The organism is Streptomyces tuirus (assembly GCF_014701095.1).
GTDB classification, from domain to species: Bacteria; Actinomycetota; Actinomycetes; order Streptomycetales; family Streptomycetaceae; genus Streptomyces; species Streptomyces tuirus.
In genome coordinates, this window is sequence record NZ_AP023439.1 from 4,126,478 (window position 1) to 4,143,265 (window position 16,788).

Genomic DNA, 16,788 nt, shown 5'->3' on the forward strand with positions numbered 1-16,788 from the left:
ACGACGTCGGGCCCCGTCTCGTGAGGAGAGGGGGCCCGATGACGTACGGGAGGGTGTGCGCGTCAGCGCGAGCGCTTCGCGAGGCGCTCCACGTCCAGGAGGATCACCGCGCGGGCCTCCAGGCGCAGCCAGCCGCGCTGGGCGAAGTCCGCGAGGGCCTTGTTGACCGTCTCGCGGGACGCGCCGACGAGTTGGGCCAGCTCCTCCTGCGTGAGGTCGTGCACCACGTGGATGCCCTCCTCGGACTGCACGCCGAACCGGCGCGACAGGTCGAGCAGGGCGCGGGCGACACGGCCCGGGACGTCCGAGAAGACGAGGTCGGACATCGCGTCGTTGGTCTTGCGCAGCCGGCGCGCGACGGCGCGCAGAAGTGCCGTCGCCACCTCCGGGCGGGCGTTCAGCCAGGGCTGGAGGTCGCCGTGGCCGAGGCCGAGCAGCTTGACCTCGGTCAGTGCCGTGGCGGTCGCGGTGCGCGGGCCCGGGTCGAACAGCGACAGCTCACCGATGAGCTCGCCGGGGCCGACCACGGCCAGCATGTTCTCGCGGCCGTCGGGGGACGTGCGGTGGAGCTTCACCTTGCCCTCCGTGACCACGTACAGGCGGTCACCGGGGTCGCCCTCATGGAACAGCGAGTCACCGCGGGCGAGGGTCACCTCACTCATGGAGGCGCGGAGCTCCGCGGCCTGCTCGTCATCGAGCGCCGCGAAGAGCGGATTGCGCCGCAGAACGTCGTCCACGAGTTCTCTCCTATTCGACCTGCTCAGGGGATCTTGCTCCCCCGTGTACCGAGGGACCGTGGTGCCCATTTTGTCGGGCGGTCCAAACAGTGTGATCTGTCACAAGGATGCCGCACACGTGTCCCGGGGTACGCGGCAGGGGTCCAATTGGGCGCCGATCTTCAGGGGCCGGGGCGGATGTCCGTGCCGGGCCTTAGGCTGGCCGGGTGTCCAAATCGCCGGTGAGAGCACAGGCCGAGGGGGCTGCGCGGGTGGTTGTACGTCGCAATTCCGCCGTGGGCGAACAGGGCCCCGATGGCGGTAGGAAAACGGCGAAAGAGAACAAGACGGAACCGGTGAAGAAGTCGGCTTCCGCGAAGAAGGCGGCTTCCGCGAAGAAGGCGGCTTCCGCGAAGGGTGCCGCCGCGAAGAGGGCTGCGTCCGCCGGTGAGACGGGCTCCGCGAAGCAGGCGGCTTCCGTGAAGAAGGCCGCGGCCGCGAAGCAGGCGGCTTCCGTGAAGAAGGCCGCGTCCGCGAAGAAGGCCGCGCCCCCCAAGAAGGCCGCGCCCCCCAAGAAGGCCGCGTCCGCGAAGAAGGCCGCGCCTCCGAAGAAGGCCGCGTCCAAGGCCTCTGTCGCCGCGAAGGCATCGAAGGGCGCCGCCGTGAAGAAGGCGCCCGCCGCCAAGAAGGTCGCGGTCGCGCCCAAGAAGGCCACCGCCCGTATCAAGGGCACCGCCCCCGCCAAGGCCGTCGTCCACCCGCCGGGCGACGAGTCGCCCACCGCTCTGGTCCGCCGGGCCCGCCGGATCAACCGCGAGCTCGCCGACGTCTTTCCGTACGCGCACCCCGAGCTGGACTTCGAGAACCCCTTCCAATTGCTCGTCGCCACGGTCCTGTCCGCCCAGACGACCGACCTGCGCGTCAACCAGACGACACCCGCCCTCTTCGCCAAGTACCCGACCCCGGAGGATCTGGCCGCCGCCAACCCCGAGGAGGTGGAGGAGATCCTCCGCCCGTGCGGCTTCTTCCGGGCCAAGACGAAGTCGGTCATCGGGCTGTCGAAGGCACTGGTCGAGGACTTCGGGGGCGAGGTACCCGGCCGGCTGGAGGACTTGGTCAAGCTGCCCGGCGTCGGCCGCAAGACCGCGTTCGTCGTGCTCGGCAACGCCTTCGGCCACCCCGGCATCACCGTCGACACGCACTTCCAGCGCCTGGTGCGCCGCTGGCGCTGGACCGACGAGACGGACCCGGACAAGATCGAGGCCGCGGTCGGCGCGCTCTTCCCGAAGAGCGACTGGACGGATCTGTCGCACCACGTCATCTGGCACGGCCGCCGCATCTGCCACGCCCGCAAGCCCGCGTGCGGCGCCTGCCCGATCGCCCACCTCTGCCCGGCCTACGGCGAGGGCGAGACCGACCCGGAGAAGGCGAAGAAGCTCCTCAAGTACGAGAAGGGCGGCTTGCCCGGCCAGCGCCTGAAGCCCCCGCAGGCGTACCTGGACGCGGGCGGCAAACCGGCGCCGCCGCTGGGGGCCGGATGAGCTGCCTGAGGCGCCCGCGGCATCCGACGCGCCGCCCGAACGGCCCGGCGTGCGACGCGAAGAGCCCCGCGCGCCATCAGAAGAACCTCACGCGCCGTCCGAAGAGCCCCACGCGCCGCCCGTTCAGGGGATCCGAGGCGTTCGCGGAACGATCTCGGACCTGTCGTGCGTTGGACGCGGCAGGACGACGGGGGTGGCGATGACGCGTGCGAGCGACACACAGGGCAGCCCGGTGGCGCTGATCAAGGACGGGCTGCCCGGCTGGCTGGACCCGGTGGTGCACGCCGTGGAGACCGTCCGGCCGAGGCAGCTGAGCCGATTCCTGCCCCCGGAGGACGGGGCGGGGCGGCAGTCCGCCGTGCTGGTCCTGTTCGGTGAAGGGGCGCACGGCCCGGAACTGCTGCTCATGGAGCGTGCGAGCTCCCTGCGCTCGCACGCCGGCCAACCCTCCTTCCCGGGCGGCGCCCTCGACCCGGAGGACGGCGACCCGTACGGCGACGGCCCGCTGCGGGCCGCCCTGCGCGAGGCGGAGGAAGAGACCGGCCTCGACCCGTCCGGCGTCCAGCTCTTCGGCGTCCTGCCCCGCCTCTACATCCCGGTCAGCGGCTTCGTCGTCACCCCCGTGCTGGGCTGGTGGCGCGAGCCGAGCCCGGTCGGCGTGGTCGATCCGAACGAGACCGCCCGGGTCTTCACCGTCCCCGTGGTGGATCTCACGGATCCCGACAACCGAGCGACCACCGTCCACCCCAGCGGCCACCGAGGTCCGGCATTTCTGGTGGAATCAGCCCTTGTCTGGGGTTTCACGGCCGGAATCATCGACCGGCTGCTGCACTTCGCGGGCTGGGAGCGGCCCTGGGACCGCGAGAAGCAGGTCCCGCTCGACTGGCGCGCATGACAGGGTGGCCTCCGTGAACGTGCTGGACATCTTGTTGCTGGTCGCCGCCGTGTGGTTCGCGGTCGTGGGGTACCGCCAGGGGTTCGTCGTCGGCATCCTGTCGGTGATCGGCTTCCTGGGCGGTGGCCTCGTCGCGGTCTACGTGCTGCCCGTCATCTGGGACGCGCTGACGGACAACGCGGAGGTGAGCACGACCGCCGCCGTCGTCGCGGTCGTCGTCGTCATTGTCTGCGCCTCTGTCGGCCAGGCCCTCACCACCCACCTCGGCAACAAGCTGCGCCGGCACATCACCTGGTCCCCGGCCCGGGCCCTCGACGCCACCGGCGGCGCGCTGGTCAACGTCGTGGCGATGCTCCTGGTCGCCTGGCTGATCGGCTCGGCCCTCGCGGGCACCACACTGCCGACGCTCGGCAAGGAGGTCCGCAACTCCAAGGTGCTGCTGGGCGTCTCGCAAGCCCTGCCCGACCAGGCCGCCACCTGGTTCGCGGACTTCTCCTCCGTCCTCGCGCAGAACGGCTTCCCGCAGGTCTTCAGCCCCTTCTCGAACGAGCCGATCACCGACGTCCAGCCGCCCGACCCGGCGCTGGCGAACAGCCCCGTGGCGAACCGCGCCCAGCGCTCCATCGTCAAGGTCATGGGCACGGCCCCGAGCTGCGGCAAGGTCCTGGAGGGCACCGGCTTCGTCTTCTCCGGCCGCCGCGTGATGACCAACGCGCACGTGGTGGGCGGAGTCGACGAGCCGACCGTGCAGATAGGCGGCGAGGGCAGGAAGTACGACGCCAAGGTCGTGCTCTACGACTGGCGGCGCGACATCGCCGTCCTCGACGTGCCGGATCTCAAGGCGCCCGTGCTGCGGTTCACCGAGAAGGACGCGAACAGCGGCGACGACGCGATCGTCGCGGGCTTCCCGGAGAACGGCGCGTACGACGTGCGGGCCGCCCGCGTGCGCGGCCGCATCACCGCCAACGGCCCGGACATCTACCATCGCGGCACGGTCCGCCGCGACGTCTACTCCCTCTTCGCGACCGTCCGCCAGGGCAACTCCGGCGGCCCGCTGCTCACCCCCGACGGCAAGGTCTACGGCGTCGTCTTCGCCAAGTCGCTCGACGACGCCGAGACGGGATACGCGCTGACCGTGGACGAGATCCGGGAGGACATCACCAAGGGGCGTACCGCCACCCGGCAGGTGGGCAGCGACAGCTGCGCGCTGTAGCGCCCGGCAGGTCTACGGGCGGCCTTGGAGCCGCAGGTGGCGGGGTGTCACTCGCGCGAGTGATGCCTCAGTCGCGAGTGTGGCGCAGACGTACGGAGACCCAGCGGGCCCGGCGGCGGAGGATCCGCGGGATTCCGACCCGGGGGTCCGCGGTCGCCATCTGCGGTGCGCCGCTTCGCCGGTGGGGGTTCGCACCGCCCGCCGAGCGGCGATTGCGGGTTGCGTCACTGTAGTCGTGCGTCCAGCCCATACCCCGACGTGTGCCCCCGCCCCATGGTCGATAACCGCTCCCGGGGCGTCCAATTGGCCTATGCGCCAGGCAATTGGCCGTTCGTCAGACAACTGTTCACGCGCCCGTGACGGGGCGGGGCCGGTTGGTCACCGGTCGGGTTCGGGATCCCGCAGCCAGTTGATGAGTTCCGAGGAGAACGCGACTGGGTCCTCCTCGTGCGGGAAGTGGCCGAGTCCGTCGAACAGGCGCCAGCGGTAGGGGGCTTCGACGTACTCGCCGGACCCGGCCGCGCTGCGCGTGCGCATCACGGGGTCGAGCGAGCCGTGCAGATGCAGGGTCGGCACGCGCACGGGCCGCTTCATCCGCCGGTTGAACTGGATGCCGTCCGGGCGGGCCAGGGAGCGCACCATCCAGCGGTACGGCTCGACCGCGCAGTGCGCCGCGGAGGGGATGCACATGGCGCGGCGGTAGTTCTCCAGCGCCTCGTCCTCGGGCGGGCGCGGCCCGGACCACTCCTCGATCAGCTCCGCGACGAGGGCCCCGTCGTCGGCGGTGAGCTGCCGCTCCGGGATCCAGGGCCGCTGGAACCCCCAGATGTGTGAACCGGCGCGGCTCTGCTTGACGTCCCTCAGCATGGCCGAGCGCCAGCGCCGCGGGTGCGGCATGGAGGAGACCGCCAGCCGCCGCACCAGCTTGGGGCGCATCGCGGCCGCCGTCCACGCGAGGTATCCGCCGAGGTCGTGGCCGACCAGCGCGGCGTCGGGCTCGCCGAGGGAGCGGATGACGCCGGTGACGTCGAGCGCGAGGTTGGCGGGGTCGTAGCCGCGCGGTGTGCGGTCGCTGCCGCCGATGCCCCGCAGGTCCATGGCGACGGCCCGGAAGCCGGCGTCGGCGAGCGCCACCAGCTGGTGCCGCCATGTCCACCAGAACTGCGGGAAGCCGTGCAGCAGCAGGACCAGCGGCCCGTCCCCCAGCTCGGCGATGTGGAAGCGGGCGCCGTTGGCGGCGACGTCGCGGTGGCTCCAGGGGCCGTCCAGGAGTACGGCCGAAGCCGGTTGTGCCGGGGCAGGGGCGGGGTCCGTCATGAGGACGAGCGTGCCACAGCCTCGATGGCCTCGGGGACCCGGTCCTGCGGGAGCTCCGGCCGCGGGTGCGGCTTGGCCTTCTGCAGCACGACCGCGGTCTCCTTCATCGAGGCGGCGACCTTCTGCGGGCCCTTGCTCTTCTTGGCCTTCTTCGCGAAGGTCACGCCGATCAGCGCGAGCACCCCGGCGACCAGCACGTTCGCCGCGAAGGACAGCAGGAAGCAGACCGCGAGGTTCCAGTCGCTCCAGGTGCGGATGCCGTACGCCAGCGCGAAGTTCAGCATCGGCAGGGAGAAGATCAGCACCGCGCCGGCCGCCGAGAAGGCGCCGCCACTGGTCGCGCCGCGCTTCACGTCCTGCTTGAGCTGCGCCTTCGCCAGCGCGATCTCGTCGTGCACCAGCGCCGACATTTCAGCCGTCGCCGAGGCGAACAGCTGGCCGATGCTGCGTTCGGCGCCGACCGGGCTGCCGTCGGGTGCGCTCATCGCGGTGTCTCCCTCTCCGTCTTTTGTACCGTCTCGTCAGATCATGCCGGACCGTCGTGGTCCTCGCCTGCCCCGCCCGGTACTTCGGCAAGCTCGTGGCGCGCCGCTGCCTTCTCCTGGGCGATCCGGCGGTGTTCCGCGGCTTTGGCCTCGTAGCGCGCGGCCAGGCGCAGGTGGTACGCCGGATCATCCTCCTCGTAGACGTCCGGGACGCCGTCGGCGTCCTCGTCGCGCTCCTCTTCCTCCCACAGACGGCGGTACTTGGCGTTCCGGATCTTCAGCAGGACGGTCGCGAGTGTCGCGGCGATGAGGGAGCCCAGCAGGACGGCGGCCTTGACCTCGTTCGTCATCGTCTCGTCGCCGGCGAAGGCGAGTTCGCCGATGAGCAGCGAGACCGTGAATCCGATGCCGGCGAGACTCGCCACCGCGAACACGTCCGCCCAGGCGAGGTCGTCGCTGAGCGAGGCGCGGGTGAATCGGGCCGTCAGCCACGTGCCGCCGAAGATGCCGAGCGCCTTGCCGGCGACCAGCCCGAGGACGACCCCGAGCGTCTCCGGCTGGGTGAACACGTCGGTGAGTGCCCCGCCGGACACCGCGACGCCCGCGCTGAACAGCGCGAACAGCGGGACGGCCAGCCCTGCCGACAAGGGCCGCACGAGGTGTTCGATGCGCTCGCCGGGGGAGTGGTCCTCGCCCTCGTGGCGGTGGCAGCGCAGCATCAGGCCCATGGCGACACCCGCGATGGTGGCGTGGATGCCGCTGTTGTACATCAGCGCCCAGACGACGAGGGCGAGCGGCACGTACACGTACCAGCCGCGTACGCCGCCCCGCAGCAGCAGCCAGAAGAGCAGCAGACCGGCGACGGCGCCGCCGAGCGCGGCGAAGTTCAGGTCGGCGGTGAAGAACACCGCGATGATCAGGATCGCGAAGAGGTCGTCGACGACGGCGAGCGTGAGCAGGAAGGCCCGCAGCGCGCTCGGCAGGGAGGTGCCGATGACGGCGAGCACGGCGAGGGCGAAGGCGATGTCGGTGGCGGTCGGCACGGCCCAGCCGTCCAGGGAGCCCCCGCCGGCCAGGGCGGTGACGGTGTAGACGAGTGCCGGTACGGCCATGCCGCACAGGGCGGCGACGACCGGGAGCGCGGCGGCCTTGGGGTCGCGCAGATCGCCCGCGACCAGCTCGCGCTTGAGCTCGATCCCGGCGACGAAGAAGAAGATCGCCAGCAGTCCGTCGGCGGCCCAGTGCGCGACGGACAGGTCGAGGCCGAGGGCGGCGGGGCCCAGGTGGAAGTGGGAGACGCTCTCGTAGCTGTCGTGCAGCACGGGGATGTTCGCCCAGAGCAGCGCGGTGACCGCGGCTGCGAGCAGCAGCACCCCGCCGACGGTCTCCGTGCGCAGCGCGTCCGCCACGTAGGTCCGCTCGGGCAGTGACAGCCGGCCGAGGACCGTGCGGCGGGTGGTGGAGCGGGGCGCGGTCACAAGGAGAACCTCCGGTCGGTGGGCAGGACGGAACACATGCCGACCAGACTTCCCGGCGCACCATGGAGCACTTGTTTTGCTTAGTTTAGGTAACCGTACGGCTCTGCGCATCCGGCGGCCCTCGCCGCGGGGGCACGCCGGCGGAGGGCACCCGGTGAGCGGGTGCCCTCCGCCGGATTCGTCATGCCGCTGCCGCGATCAGTCCTCGCTGGGCGCGGCGGGCAGCTTGGTCTGGATGAGGTCCATGACCGTGGAGTCGGTCAGCGTGGTGACGTCACCCAGCTGGCGGTTCTCGGCTACGTCCCGCAGCAGCCGGCGCATGATCTTGCCCGAGCGGGTCTTCGGCAGCTCGGCCACCGGCAGGATCCGCTTGGGCTTGGCGATGGGGCCGAGGGCGTTGCCGACATGGGTGCGCAGCTCGGCGACCAGGCCCTCGGTCTCCGAGGCCGTCCCGCGCAGGATCACGAACGCGACGATCGCCTGCCCGGTCGTCTCGTCCGCCGCACCGACCACGGCCGCCTCGGCGACCGAGGGGTGGGAGACGAGCGCGGACTCCACCTCGGTGGTGGAGATGTTGTGGCCGGAGACGAGCATGACGTCGTCGACCCGGCCGAGCAGCCAGATGTCACCGTCGTCGTCCTTCTTGGCGCCGTCACCGGCGAAGTACTTGCCCTCGAAGCGCGACCAGTACGTGTCGATGAAGCGCTGGTCGTCGCCCCAGATGGTGCGCAGCATCGACGGCCACGGCTCGGTCAGCACCAGGTAGCCGCCACCGCCGTTCGGCACCTCGTTCGCCTCGTCGTCGACGACCGTCGCGGAGATGCCGGGCAGCGGCGTCTGCGCGGAGCCGGGCTTGGTGGCGGTCACGCCCGGCAGCGGGGTGATCATCATCGAGCCGGTCTCGGTCTGCCACCACGTGTCGACGACCGGGGTGCGGTCGGCGCCGATGTTCTTGCGGTACCAGACCCATGCCTCGGGGTTGATCGGCTCGCCCACCGAGCCCAGCACCCGCAGGCTGGACAGGTCGAACTTGGCGGGGATGTCGTCGCCCCACTTCATGAACGTACGGATCGCGGTCGGCGCGGTGTAGAGGATGGTCACGCCGTACTTCTGCACGATCTCCCAGAAGCGGCCCTGGTGCGGGGTGTCGGGCGTGCCCTCGTACATGACCTGCGTCGCGCCGTTGGCCAGCGGCCCGTAGACGATGTAGGAGTGGCCGGTGACCCAGCCGACGTCGGCGGTGCACCAGTAGACGTCGGTCTCCGGCTTGAGGTCGAAGACGGCGTGGTGGGTGTAGGCGGTCTGGGTGAGGTAGCCGCCGGACGTGTGCAGGATGCCCTTCGGCTTACCCGTGGTGCCCGAGGTGTACAGGATGAACAGCGGGTGCTCGGCGTCGAACGCCTGCGGGGTGTGCTCCGCGCTCTGGCGTCCCACGAGGTCGTGCCACCACACGTCGCGGCCCTCGGTGAAGGCGACCTCCTGGCCCGTGCGGCGCACGACGAGGACGTGTTCGACGATGCCCGCCTTCTCGACGGCCTCGTCCACGGCCGGCTTGAGCGCGGACGGCTTGCCGCGCCGGTAGCCGCCGTCGGTGGTGATGATCACGCGCGCGTCGGCGTCCTGGATGCGGGTGGCGAGCGCGTCCGAGGAGAAGCCGCCGAAGACGACCGAGTGGGCGGCGCCGATCCGGGCGCAGGCCAGCATCGCGATCGCCGTCTCGGGGATCATCGGCATGTAGACGGCGACCCGGTCGCCCGCCTGGACTCCCAGCTCCTGCAGGGCGTTGGCGGCCTTGGAGACCTCGTCCTTGAGCTCGGCGTAGGTGATCGCGCGGCTGTCGCCCGGCTCGCCCTCGAAGTGGATGGCGACGCGGTCGCCGAGCCCGGCCTCCACATGGCGGTCGACGCAGTTGTAGGCGACGTTGAGCCGGCCGTCCTTGAACCACTTGGCGAACGGCGGGTTCGACCAGTCGAGCGTCTCGGTGGGCTCCTTGGCCCAGGTCAGCCGGCGGGCCTGCTCGGCCCAGAAGCCGAGCCTGTCAGCCTTGGCCTGTTCATACGCCTCCGCGGTGACGTTGGCGTTCGCGGCCAGGTCGGCGGGGGGCGCGAAGCGTCGCTCCTCCTTCAAGAGGTTGGCCAGGCTTTCATTGCTCACGGCATCTGCCTTTCCCAGGGTGTCCGTTGTGTCCCAGGCCACAGCTCATCAGACCCGGGGGTGCGATGACAAGGGCCGACCGCCGATTGGTTTAGACCTTTGGGCGGCGCTGTCGGGAACCGAGGTCATCCGTACCCACGGACGCCGACCAGGGAAAGTTCAGTGTGTGTGCTGCGGGTCACCCTGCTCGCGGTCCGGCGGGCCGCAGGGTGTGCTCCCGCTGTCGATCGGGGGCACACCCTCTTCCGGTGCAGGGCGGGACGCACCGCACCGGGCACCGGCTCACGCCGACAGATCCGGCTCCCGCACGCGGTCGAAGACGCCGCCGGTCTCCGTCTCGGTGAGCAGGTACGCCTCGGCCTCGCCCACGTGGAAGTACATCCCGTGCAGTTCCAGGGCGCCCTCGTCGAGTGCCCGTCTCACCGAGTCGTGGGCGCGCAGGTGCTCCAGCTGCTGGACCACGTTCGTCAGGCAGAGCTGCTCGACCGCGTCCTCGGGGGACCGTCCCGCCAGCATGTCCCGGGGCAGGCCGGCCTCGGCCATGCGCTCCAGGCTCGGCAGCCCGTGCCGCAGCCACCGCTTCAGCGGGGTCCGGGCGCCACCGGGCTCGGAGTCGAACAGGGCCTGCATGGCTCCGCATCCGGAGTGTCCGCACACCGTGATGGACCGCACCCGGAGCACGTCCACGGCGTACTCGATCGCCGCCGCCACCGAGTCGTCACCGCTCTCCTCGCCCGGGCGCGGGACGAGGTTGCCCACGTTGCGCACGACGAACAGGTCGCCCGGACCACTGGAGGTGATCATCGATGTGACCAGCCGTGAGTCGGCGCAGGTCAGGAAGAGCTGCGACGGCCGCTGCCCCTCTCTCGCCAGCCGGGCCAGCTCGCTGCGCACCAGCGGTGCGGTGTTGCGCTGGAACGCGCTGATGCCACGCGCCAGTTCGTGCCCGCTGGCTCCGCCGGTGCCCGTCGGGTCCGGCTGGGAGCGGTCCGACCCGTCCGGGTTCTTCTCGGCGGGGGGTGTGGACTGGGGGCCGTCGCACTGGTGGTTGCGCCAGGGTGTCCAGGGCCGGCAGCGGCAGTCGCCGGAGGCCTGGGGCTCGGAGATGCGGGTGCCGGGATGCCGGCCGGTGATCTCCACGGTGCCGCCCTGCGCGGTGTGCGTCTTCTGCCAGTCCTGCAACGTCTCGTACGCCGCGTGGTCCATGAACGACCCGTCCAGCTCGACGACGGTGTCGGCGCCGTGGGGCACGAGATGCAGGGCCCGGCTGAGCCGTGGCACCGCGAGGAACGTCAACTGTCCTCTGACGTGGACGTGATGGACTCCTTCCCTCTCGTCGTGCGTGATGCGGGTGCGGGTGAGGCGGTGCAGGGCGACGCCGACGGCCATGGCGATGCCGAGCGCCACGCCCTCCAGGACGCCGAGGGAGACCACGCCGAGGGTGGTGACGGCGTAGACCCAGACCTCCCGGTGGCGGGTCACCGTGCGGATGTGGTTCAGGGACACCATCTGGATGCCGACGGCCATCACCAGGGCGGCGAGCGAGGCGAGCGGGATGAGCTCCAGGATCGGGACCATCAGCAGCGCGGCGATCACTACGAGAACGCCGTGCAGCATCGTGGAGTTCCGGCTGATCGCGCCCGCGTGCACATTCGCCGAACTTCGCACGGCGACACCGGCGATGGGCAGTCCGCCGAGCGAGCCGGAGACGATGTTGGCGGCGCCCTGTCCGAGCAGTTCGCGGTCGAGGTTCGAGCGCCCGACACGGGGCGACAGGCCGGGGCGGCCGGCCACCAGCTTGTCCACGGCGACCGCGCCGAGCAGCGACTGCACGCTGCACACCAGCGTGGTGGTGAGCACGGCGGCGACCAGGCCGAGCACGGGGCCCTCGGGGAGCCCGGCCAGGGCGTGGTTGCTCCAGGACGGCAGGTCGACCTTGGGCAGGCGGAGCCCGGCGAGCGCGGCGGCGGCGGTGGCTCCGGCGACCGCGACGAGCGCGGCCGGGACCTTGCGCAGCAGGCGTCCGGCCCGGCCGGGCAGTCTCGGCCAGAGCAGCAGCAGCGCCAGGGTCAGCACGCTCACCGATACGGCCGCGGGGCGCATGTGTGCCAACTGGGCGGGCAGCGCGCGGAGGTTGTCCGGTACGGAACTCTGCGGTGTGCCGCCGAGCACGATGTGCAGCTGGGCGACGGCGATGGTGACGCCGATCCCGGCGAGCATGCCGTGCACGATGGCGGGGCTGACGGCGAGAGCGCCGCGGGCCACGCGCAGGCAGCCGAGGCCGAGTTGGGCGAGGCCGGCGAGGACGGTGATGGCGCAGGTCGTCCGCCAGCCGTAGCGCTGGATGAGGTCGGCGGTGACGACGGTGAGCCCGGCGGCCGGGCCGCTCACCTGGAGCGGGGAGCCGCCGAGCCGCCCGGCGACCAGCCCGCCCACGGCGGCGGCGACGAGGCCGGCCTGGAGAGGGGCGCCGGTGGCGAGGGCGATGCCCAGGGACAGGGGCAGGGCGATCAGGAAGACCGCGATCGAGGCCGACACATCGGCACCCGCGATCCTGAATCGGCGGGGTCCGGTCGGCGGCGGACTGTGGGGCGGATGGGTGCGTTCGGTGCGGTTCGGATCGGCGGCGCGTGTGGGGACGCAGGCTGACATGGGTTCCCGTCTCCTCCGGGGCTGCGCGGTCGCGTAACTGGGGGGTCCCGCTCAGGGCGGGGTTCGGTCGCGGCGGTCACGGCGTAAATCGGCGGGATGAATCAACACTCGGTAAACGGATCGTAATGCAGAGTAAAGGACGAGCATAGACTTTACGGGCAAATGGGTGAATAGATCACCCTGAAGAGTGAAGTGGCCATTTCATCGGCTTGTCGTACTAATTCCTTCTCGACCTCGTGCGAATTTGGCGGCGCTGTCCGCACCCGAGAGAAGGAAGAAGGTGGGCGGAACATGGCCGCCACCCACAGGATCGCCGCGAGTTCCGTGATCGCCGCGGTCTGCGCCGCATCGCTCGCCGGTTGCGCGACCGGCACCCCCCGGCAAGAGGCCCCCGAACCCCAGAAGGCGACACCGGCACAGGCGCCGAAGAGCGCCGTCCGCCTGATCGGAGACGGCTCCACCGCCTACACCGGCGCCCAGCCGCACCTCCCCAGGCCCGAGCGGCTGCGACCCGGTCAGAAGCCCCCGCAGTTCGTCGTCTTCTCCTGGGACGGCGCGGGCGAGGACAGCCAGAAGCTGTTCTCCCACTTCCGCAAGGTCGCCAAGCGGAACAACGCGACCATGACGTACTTCCTGAGCGGCGTGTACATGCTGCCGGACGAGAAACGGGACCGCTACCGGCCGCCGCAGCACTCGCCGGGCCGCTCCGACATCGGCTTCAACGACCGCCGCGGCATCGCCGCCACCGCCAAGCAGCTGCGCCTGGCCTGGCTCGAGGGCAACGAGATCGGCACCCACTTCAACGGCCACTTCTGCGGCAGCGGTGGCGGCGTCGGCGAGTGGTCCGTCCAGGACTGGAAGGACGAGATCTCCCAGGCCAAGCACTTCGTGAAGACCTGGAAGACCAACACCGGCCTGACGGGCGCGGCTCCTCTGCCCTTCGACTACGACAAGGAGCTCATCGGCGCCCGCACGCCGTGCCTGGAGGGCCAGCGCAACTTCATGAGAGCGGCCCGTGACCTGGGCTTCCGCTATGACACCAGCGGCGTGAACGACCAGGTCTGGCCGAAGAAGAAGCAGGGCCTGTGGGACGTGTCCATGCAGCTCGTGCCGTTCCCCGGCCACTCCTTCGAGCAGCTCACCATGGACTACAACTTCATGGTCAACCAGTCGGGCACCAAGACCCAGGGCAACCCCGCCATGCACGACTTCTGGGGCGACCAGATGCGCGACGGCCTGCTCAAGGGCTTCTCACGGGCCTACAACGGCAACCGCGCGCCCCTGATCATCGGCAACCACTTCGAGTCCTGGAACGGCGGCACCTACATGCGGGCCGTCGAGGAGGTCATCGAGACGGTGTGCACCAAGGAGGAGGTGCGCTGCGTCTCGTTCCGGCAGCTCGTGGACTGGCTGGACGCCCAGGACCCGAAGACGCTGGAGAAGCTGCGCACCCTGCAGGTCGGCCAGGCGCCCAAAGCGGGCTGGGCGACCTTCCTGTCGGACCGGCCCGCCCCGGCGCCCAAGGGCGTGCCCGGAGCGCCGGCGGCCAAGGGCGTGCCCGGAGCGCCGGCGGCCAAGGGCGTGCCCGGAGCGCCGGCGGCCAAGGGTGCTCCGGGTGCTTCGGGGGTCAAGGGCGTCCCGGGTGCTCAGGGGAGCAAGGGGTAGTCCTTCGGGCGGACGTGGCCGGAGGCACGCGCGCGTGATGGCCGGACGCTCGCACGAGTGATGGCCGGGCGTTCGCGAGCGTATAGGCAGGGTGCTCGCGCGACGTATAGGCAGGGTGCTCGCGCGACGTGTAGGCAGGGCGCTCGTGGGCGTGAAGAAGGCCACTCCGCGGCGGAGCGGGGCCCCGGGGTGCGTAGGGTCGTACTCATGAGTACAGCAGGCGCGAGCGCCGATCCCCTCGCGGCCCTGGGGGCGCTGCCCGGAGTGGCCGATTCCGTGGAGTCCGTCCGCAAGGCCGTCGACCGGGTCTACGGGCACCGGGTCATGCGGCGGCGCAGCAACGCGATCACCTCCGAGGCCGCGCTGCGCGGCGCCCGCGGCTCGGCCGCGCTGTCCGGCGCGGACTGGGCGCTGGAGGAGGTGCGCCGACGCACCGACTTCAGCGGCGACGACGAGGCCCGCACCGTGGGTGCCGCCCTGCGACTCACCGCTGAGGCCGGCCAGCTGCTGTCGATCTGGCGGCAGTCGCCCCTGCGCGTGCTGGCCCGGCTGCACCTGGTGGCGGCCGCGGACAAGGCCGACCAGGTGGGACGGCCCCGCAAGGAGGGCGAGCCGGTCGACGAGCCACTCGTCGGGCTGCCGCTGCCGAGCGCCACCGAGACGCACGGCAGGCTGGACGGACTGGCCGAGCTGATCATCGCGGGCGGCTCCGCACCGGCGCTGGTGACGGCCGCCGTCGTGCACGGCGAACTCCTGGCGCTGCGTCCCTTCACGTCGCACAACGGCCTGGTCGCACGCACGGCGGAGCGGATCGTCCTCATCGGCAGCGGCTTGGACCCGAAGTCGGTCTGCGCGGCCGAGGTCGGCCATGCGGAGCTGGGGCGCGAGGCCTACCTGGAGGCCCTCGGCGGGTACGTCTCCGGTACCCCGGAGGGCGTGGCCGCCTGGATCACCCACTGCGGCAGGGCCGTCGAGCTGGGTGCTCGTGAGTCGATGGCGGTGTGTGAGGCGCTGCAGCGCGGGGCGGCATGACATCGCGGGCGGTCCGTCGCAGAGCGGCGTGACCTGGCGGGGCCTGGAAACACGGCCGGAAAAATGATGCGGCGGTACGAGTTCTCGTACCGCCGCTGGCATGAGCATCGGGTTACCAAGCGTCCTCGATATATGCCCATCAGGTCGGGGGCTTTGCCCGTCACCTGGTGTGGCTGGCCCGTATTCGACGGGTCGACGTCGCGTGGGTGCCCGGTGTTCATGCTCGGTCCGTGGGGCCAAATGCGTTAAAAGGTGATCCTCTCGGATGTCCTTGGTCTCGCGGGCCGTTGAGTCCTTTGTACTCCTGCCCCGGAGCGAGCGGAAGTCCAGGCCGCACTTCTTTACTTTTCGGTTCAAATAGGACCGGGCATCGTCACAGGTCAAGCGACCGTGGCCCGGCGTCTGTTCGCGTACCAGACGAGTCCCGCGGTGGCCGCCGCAGCGCCTATCGCCGCGACCGCCACGAGCGCCGGGCGCGGCGGGACGGAGAACGCGGGAATGCGCTGCTTGAGCCGGACCGGGCGGTGGAAGTCCAGGATCGGCCACTCGCGCGCGAGGGCCTCGCGGCGCAGCGCCCGGTCCGGGTTCACGGCATGCGGATGGCCGACGGACTCCAGCATCGGCACATCGGTCGCCGAGTCGCTGTAGGCGTAGCAGCGGCTGAGGTCGTACCCCTCGGACTCGGCCAGCTCCCTGACGGCCTCGGCCTTGGTCGGGCCGTACGCGTAGTACTCCACTTCGCCCGTGAAGCAGCCGTCGTCGCCCACGACCATGCGGGTGGCGACCACGCGGTCCGCACCCAGCAGTTCGCCGATCGGCTCGACCACCTCGGCGCCCGAGGTGGACACGATCACGACGTCGCGGCCGGCGGTGTGGTGCTCCTCGATGAGGGAGGCGGCCTCGTCGTAGATGATCGGGTCGATCAGGTCGTGCAGCGTCTCGGCGACGATCTCCTTGACCTGCTGCACGTTCCAGCCCCGGCACAGGGCGGACAGATAGGCGCGCATGCGCTCCATCTGGTCGTGGTCCGCGCCCCCGGCCAGGAAGACGAACTGGGCATAGGCGGTACGCAAGACGGCCCTGCGGTTGATCAGACCGCCTTGGTAGAACGACTTGCTGAACGTGAGCGTGCTCGACTTCGCAATGACCGTCTTGTCCAGGTCAAAGAAGGCGGCTGTGCGGGGCATCGAGTGGTTTTCCACGCACCAGAGCATAGGGGCAGCCCATTCGGCGTAAGGTGGGGCGCGTGGGTTTGCCTGAGAAGGCTCTCGGGTACACCATGGAAGTCACGGATCGTTCGCGACCGTGCTAACCCGGCCCGACTCCTCCCCCCCCGAGTCGGCCGTGGGGACGACCCCCGCTCTCCCCCCCGGCGGGGGTCGTCGCATGTCCGGGTGGGTTTTCATCTCCTTCGCGCGGCTTGAAAGCCGCTTCGATACGGCTGTGGCGAAGCGCTTGTCATGCACCTGACTTGTCACGGTCGGTAGTCGCCGGACTGCTCTGTGGGAGTCGCACAGGGGGACTGAGCCGCTCACCGGTATGGGTGACGGCGATATCCACAACCCCCGGAACGTCCACAGTTATCCACCAAGATCCACACGATTTCCGGGATCGCTGCACCGTGATTCCAGCGCATCCCG

13 protein-coding genes are annotated in these 16,788 nt (G+C 70.8%); 5 read left to right on the top strand and 8 right to left on the bottom strand.

Features of this window, described 5'->3' with window-relative positions; translation table 11 throughout:
• Positions 1–62: 62 nt before the first annotated feature.
• Complete coding sequence (locus IGS69_RS19005; protein ID WP_010031945.1) at positions 63–737, bottom strand: Crp/Fnr family transcriptional regulator; 675 nt, start codon at positions 735–737, stop codon at positions 63–65.
• A gap of 494 nt (positions 738–1,231) precedes the next feature.
• Here IGS69_RS19005 and nth point away from each other — a divergent pair, with 494 nt between their 5' ends.
• The 3 genes from nth (at position 1,232) to IGS69_RS19020 (ending at position 4,365) form a co-directional block, all read left to right on the top strand.
• Complete coding sequence (gene nth / locus IGS69_RS19010) at positions 1,232–2,257, top strand: endonuclease III (protein ID WP_190904555.1); 1,026 nt, start codon at positions 1,232–1,234, stop codon at positions 2,255–2,257.
• A gap of 199 nt (positions 2,258–2,456) precedes the next feature.
• The gene (locus IGS69_RS19015; RefSeq protein ID WP_190901391.1) at positions 2,457–3,152 is read left to right on the top strand and encodes an NUDIX hydrolase; all 696 of its coding nucleotides are present in this window, start codon (positions 2,457–2,459) and stop codon (positions 3,150–3,152) included.
• A 13-nt stretch (positions 3,153–3,165) separates the two neighbouring features.
• Complete coding sequence (locus tag IGS69_RS19020) at positions 3,166–4,365, top strand: MarP family serine protease (RefSeq protein WP_190901403.1); 1,200 nt, start codon at positions 3,166–3,168, stop codon at positions 4,363–4,365.
• Positions 4,366–4,432: 67 nt separating this feature from the next.
• Here IGS69_RS19020 and IGS69_RS34680 read toward each other — a convergent pair whose 3' ends face one another.
• From IGS69_RS34680 to IGS69_RS19045, 6 genes are all read right to left on the bottom strand, one after another.
• Positions 4,433–4,615, bottom strand: coding sequence for a hypothetical protein (locus tag IGS69_RS34680; protein ID WP_078885154.1), 183 nt, complete (start codon positions 4,613–4,615; stop codon positions 4,433–4,435).
• Positions 4,616–4,743: 128 nt separating this feature from the next.
• Entirely contained in the window at positions 4,744–5,682 is a 939-nt protein-coding gene (locus IGS69_RS19025; protein WP_190901405.1) for an alpha/beta fold hydrolase, read from the bottom strand.
• On the bottom strand, positions 5,679–6,167 hold the full coding sequence (locus IGS69_RS19030) for a phage holin family protein (protein ID WP_030846131.1): 489 nt from the start codon (positions 6,165–6,167) through the stop codon (positions 5,679–5,681). The genes IGS69_RS19025 and IGS69_RS19030 overlap by 4 nt, the downstream gene beginning before the upstream one ends.
• A 41-nt stretch (positions 6,168–6,208) precedes the next feature.
• Positions 6,209–7,645 carry a Na+/H+ antiporter NhaA gene (gene nhaA / locus IGS69_RS19035; protein ID WP_190901407.1) on the bottom strand — a complete coding sequence of 479 codons (1,437 nt, stop codon included), beginning with the start codon at positions 7,643–7,645 and terminating at the stop codon, positions 6,209–6,211.
• A 198-nt stretch (positions 7,646–7,843) separates the two neighbouring features.
• Positions 7,844–9,799, bottom strand: coding sequence for an acetate--CoA ligase (gene acs, locus IGS69_RS19040; protein WP_190901409.1), 1,956 nt, complete (start codon positions 9,797–9,799; stop codon positions 7,844–7,846).
• Positions 9,800–10,081: 282 nt separating this feature from the next.
• On the bottom strand, positions 10,082–12,451 hold the full coding sequence (locus IGS69_RS19045) for a bifunctional SulP family inorganic anion transporter/carbonic anhydrase (RefSeq protein WP_190901410.1): 2,370 nt from the start codon (positions 12,449–12,451) through the stop codon (positions 10,082–10,084).
• A 291-nt stretch (positions 12,452–12,742) separates the two neighbouring features.
• Here IGS69_RS19045 and IGS69_RS19050 point away from each other — a divergent pair, with 291 nt between their 5' ends.
• On the top strand, positions 12,743–14,116 hold the full coding sequence (locus tag IGS69_RS19050; RefSeq protein WP_232543575.1) for a polysaccharide deacetylase family protein: 1,374 nt from the start codon (positions 12,743–12,745) through the stop codon (positions 14,114–14,116).
• Between the two features lie 207 nt (positions 14,117–14,323).
• On the top strand, positions 14,324–15,148 hold the full coding sequence (locus IGS69_RS19055) for a Fic family protein (protein ID WP_190901412.1): 825 nt from the start codon (positions 14,324–14,326) through the stop codon (positions 15,146–15,148).
• Between the two features lie 380 nt (positions 15,149–15,528).
• Here the strand turns inward: IGS69_RS19055 and IGS69_RS19060 are convergent, their stop codons facing one another.
• Complete coding sequence (locus IGS69_RS19060) at positions 15,529–16,362, bottom strand: HAD family hydrolase (RefSeq protein ID WP_190901414.1); 834 nt, start codon at positions 16,360–16,362, stop codon at positions 15,529–15,531.
• Positions 16,363–16,788: the final 426 nt, after the last annotated feature.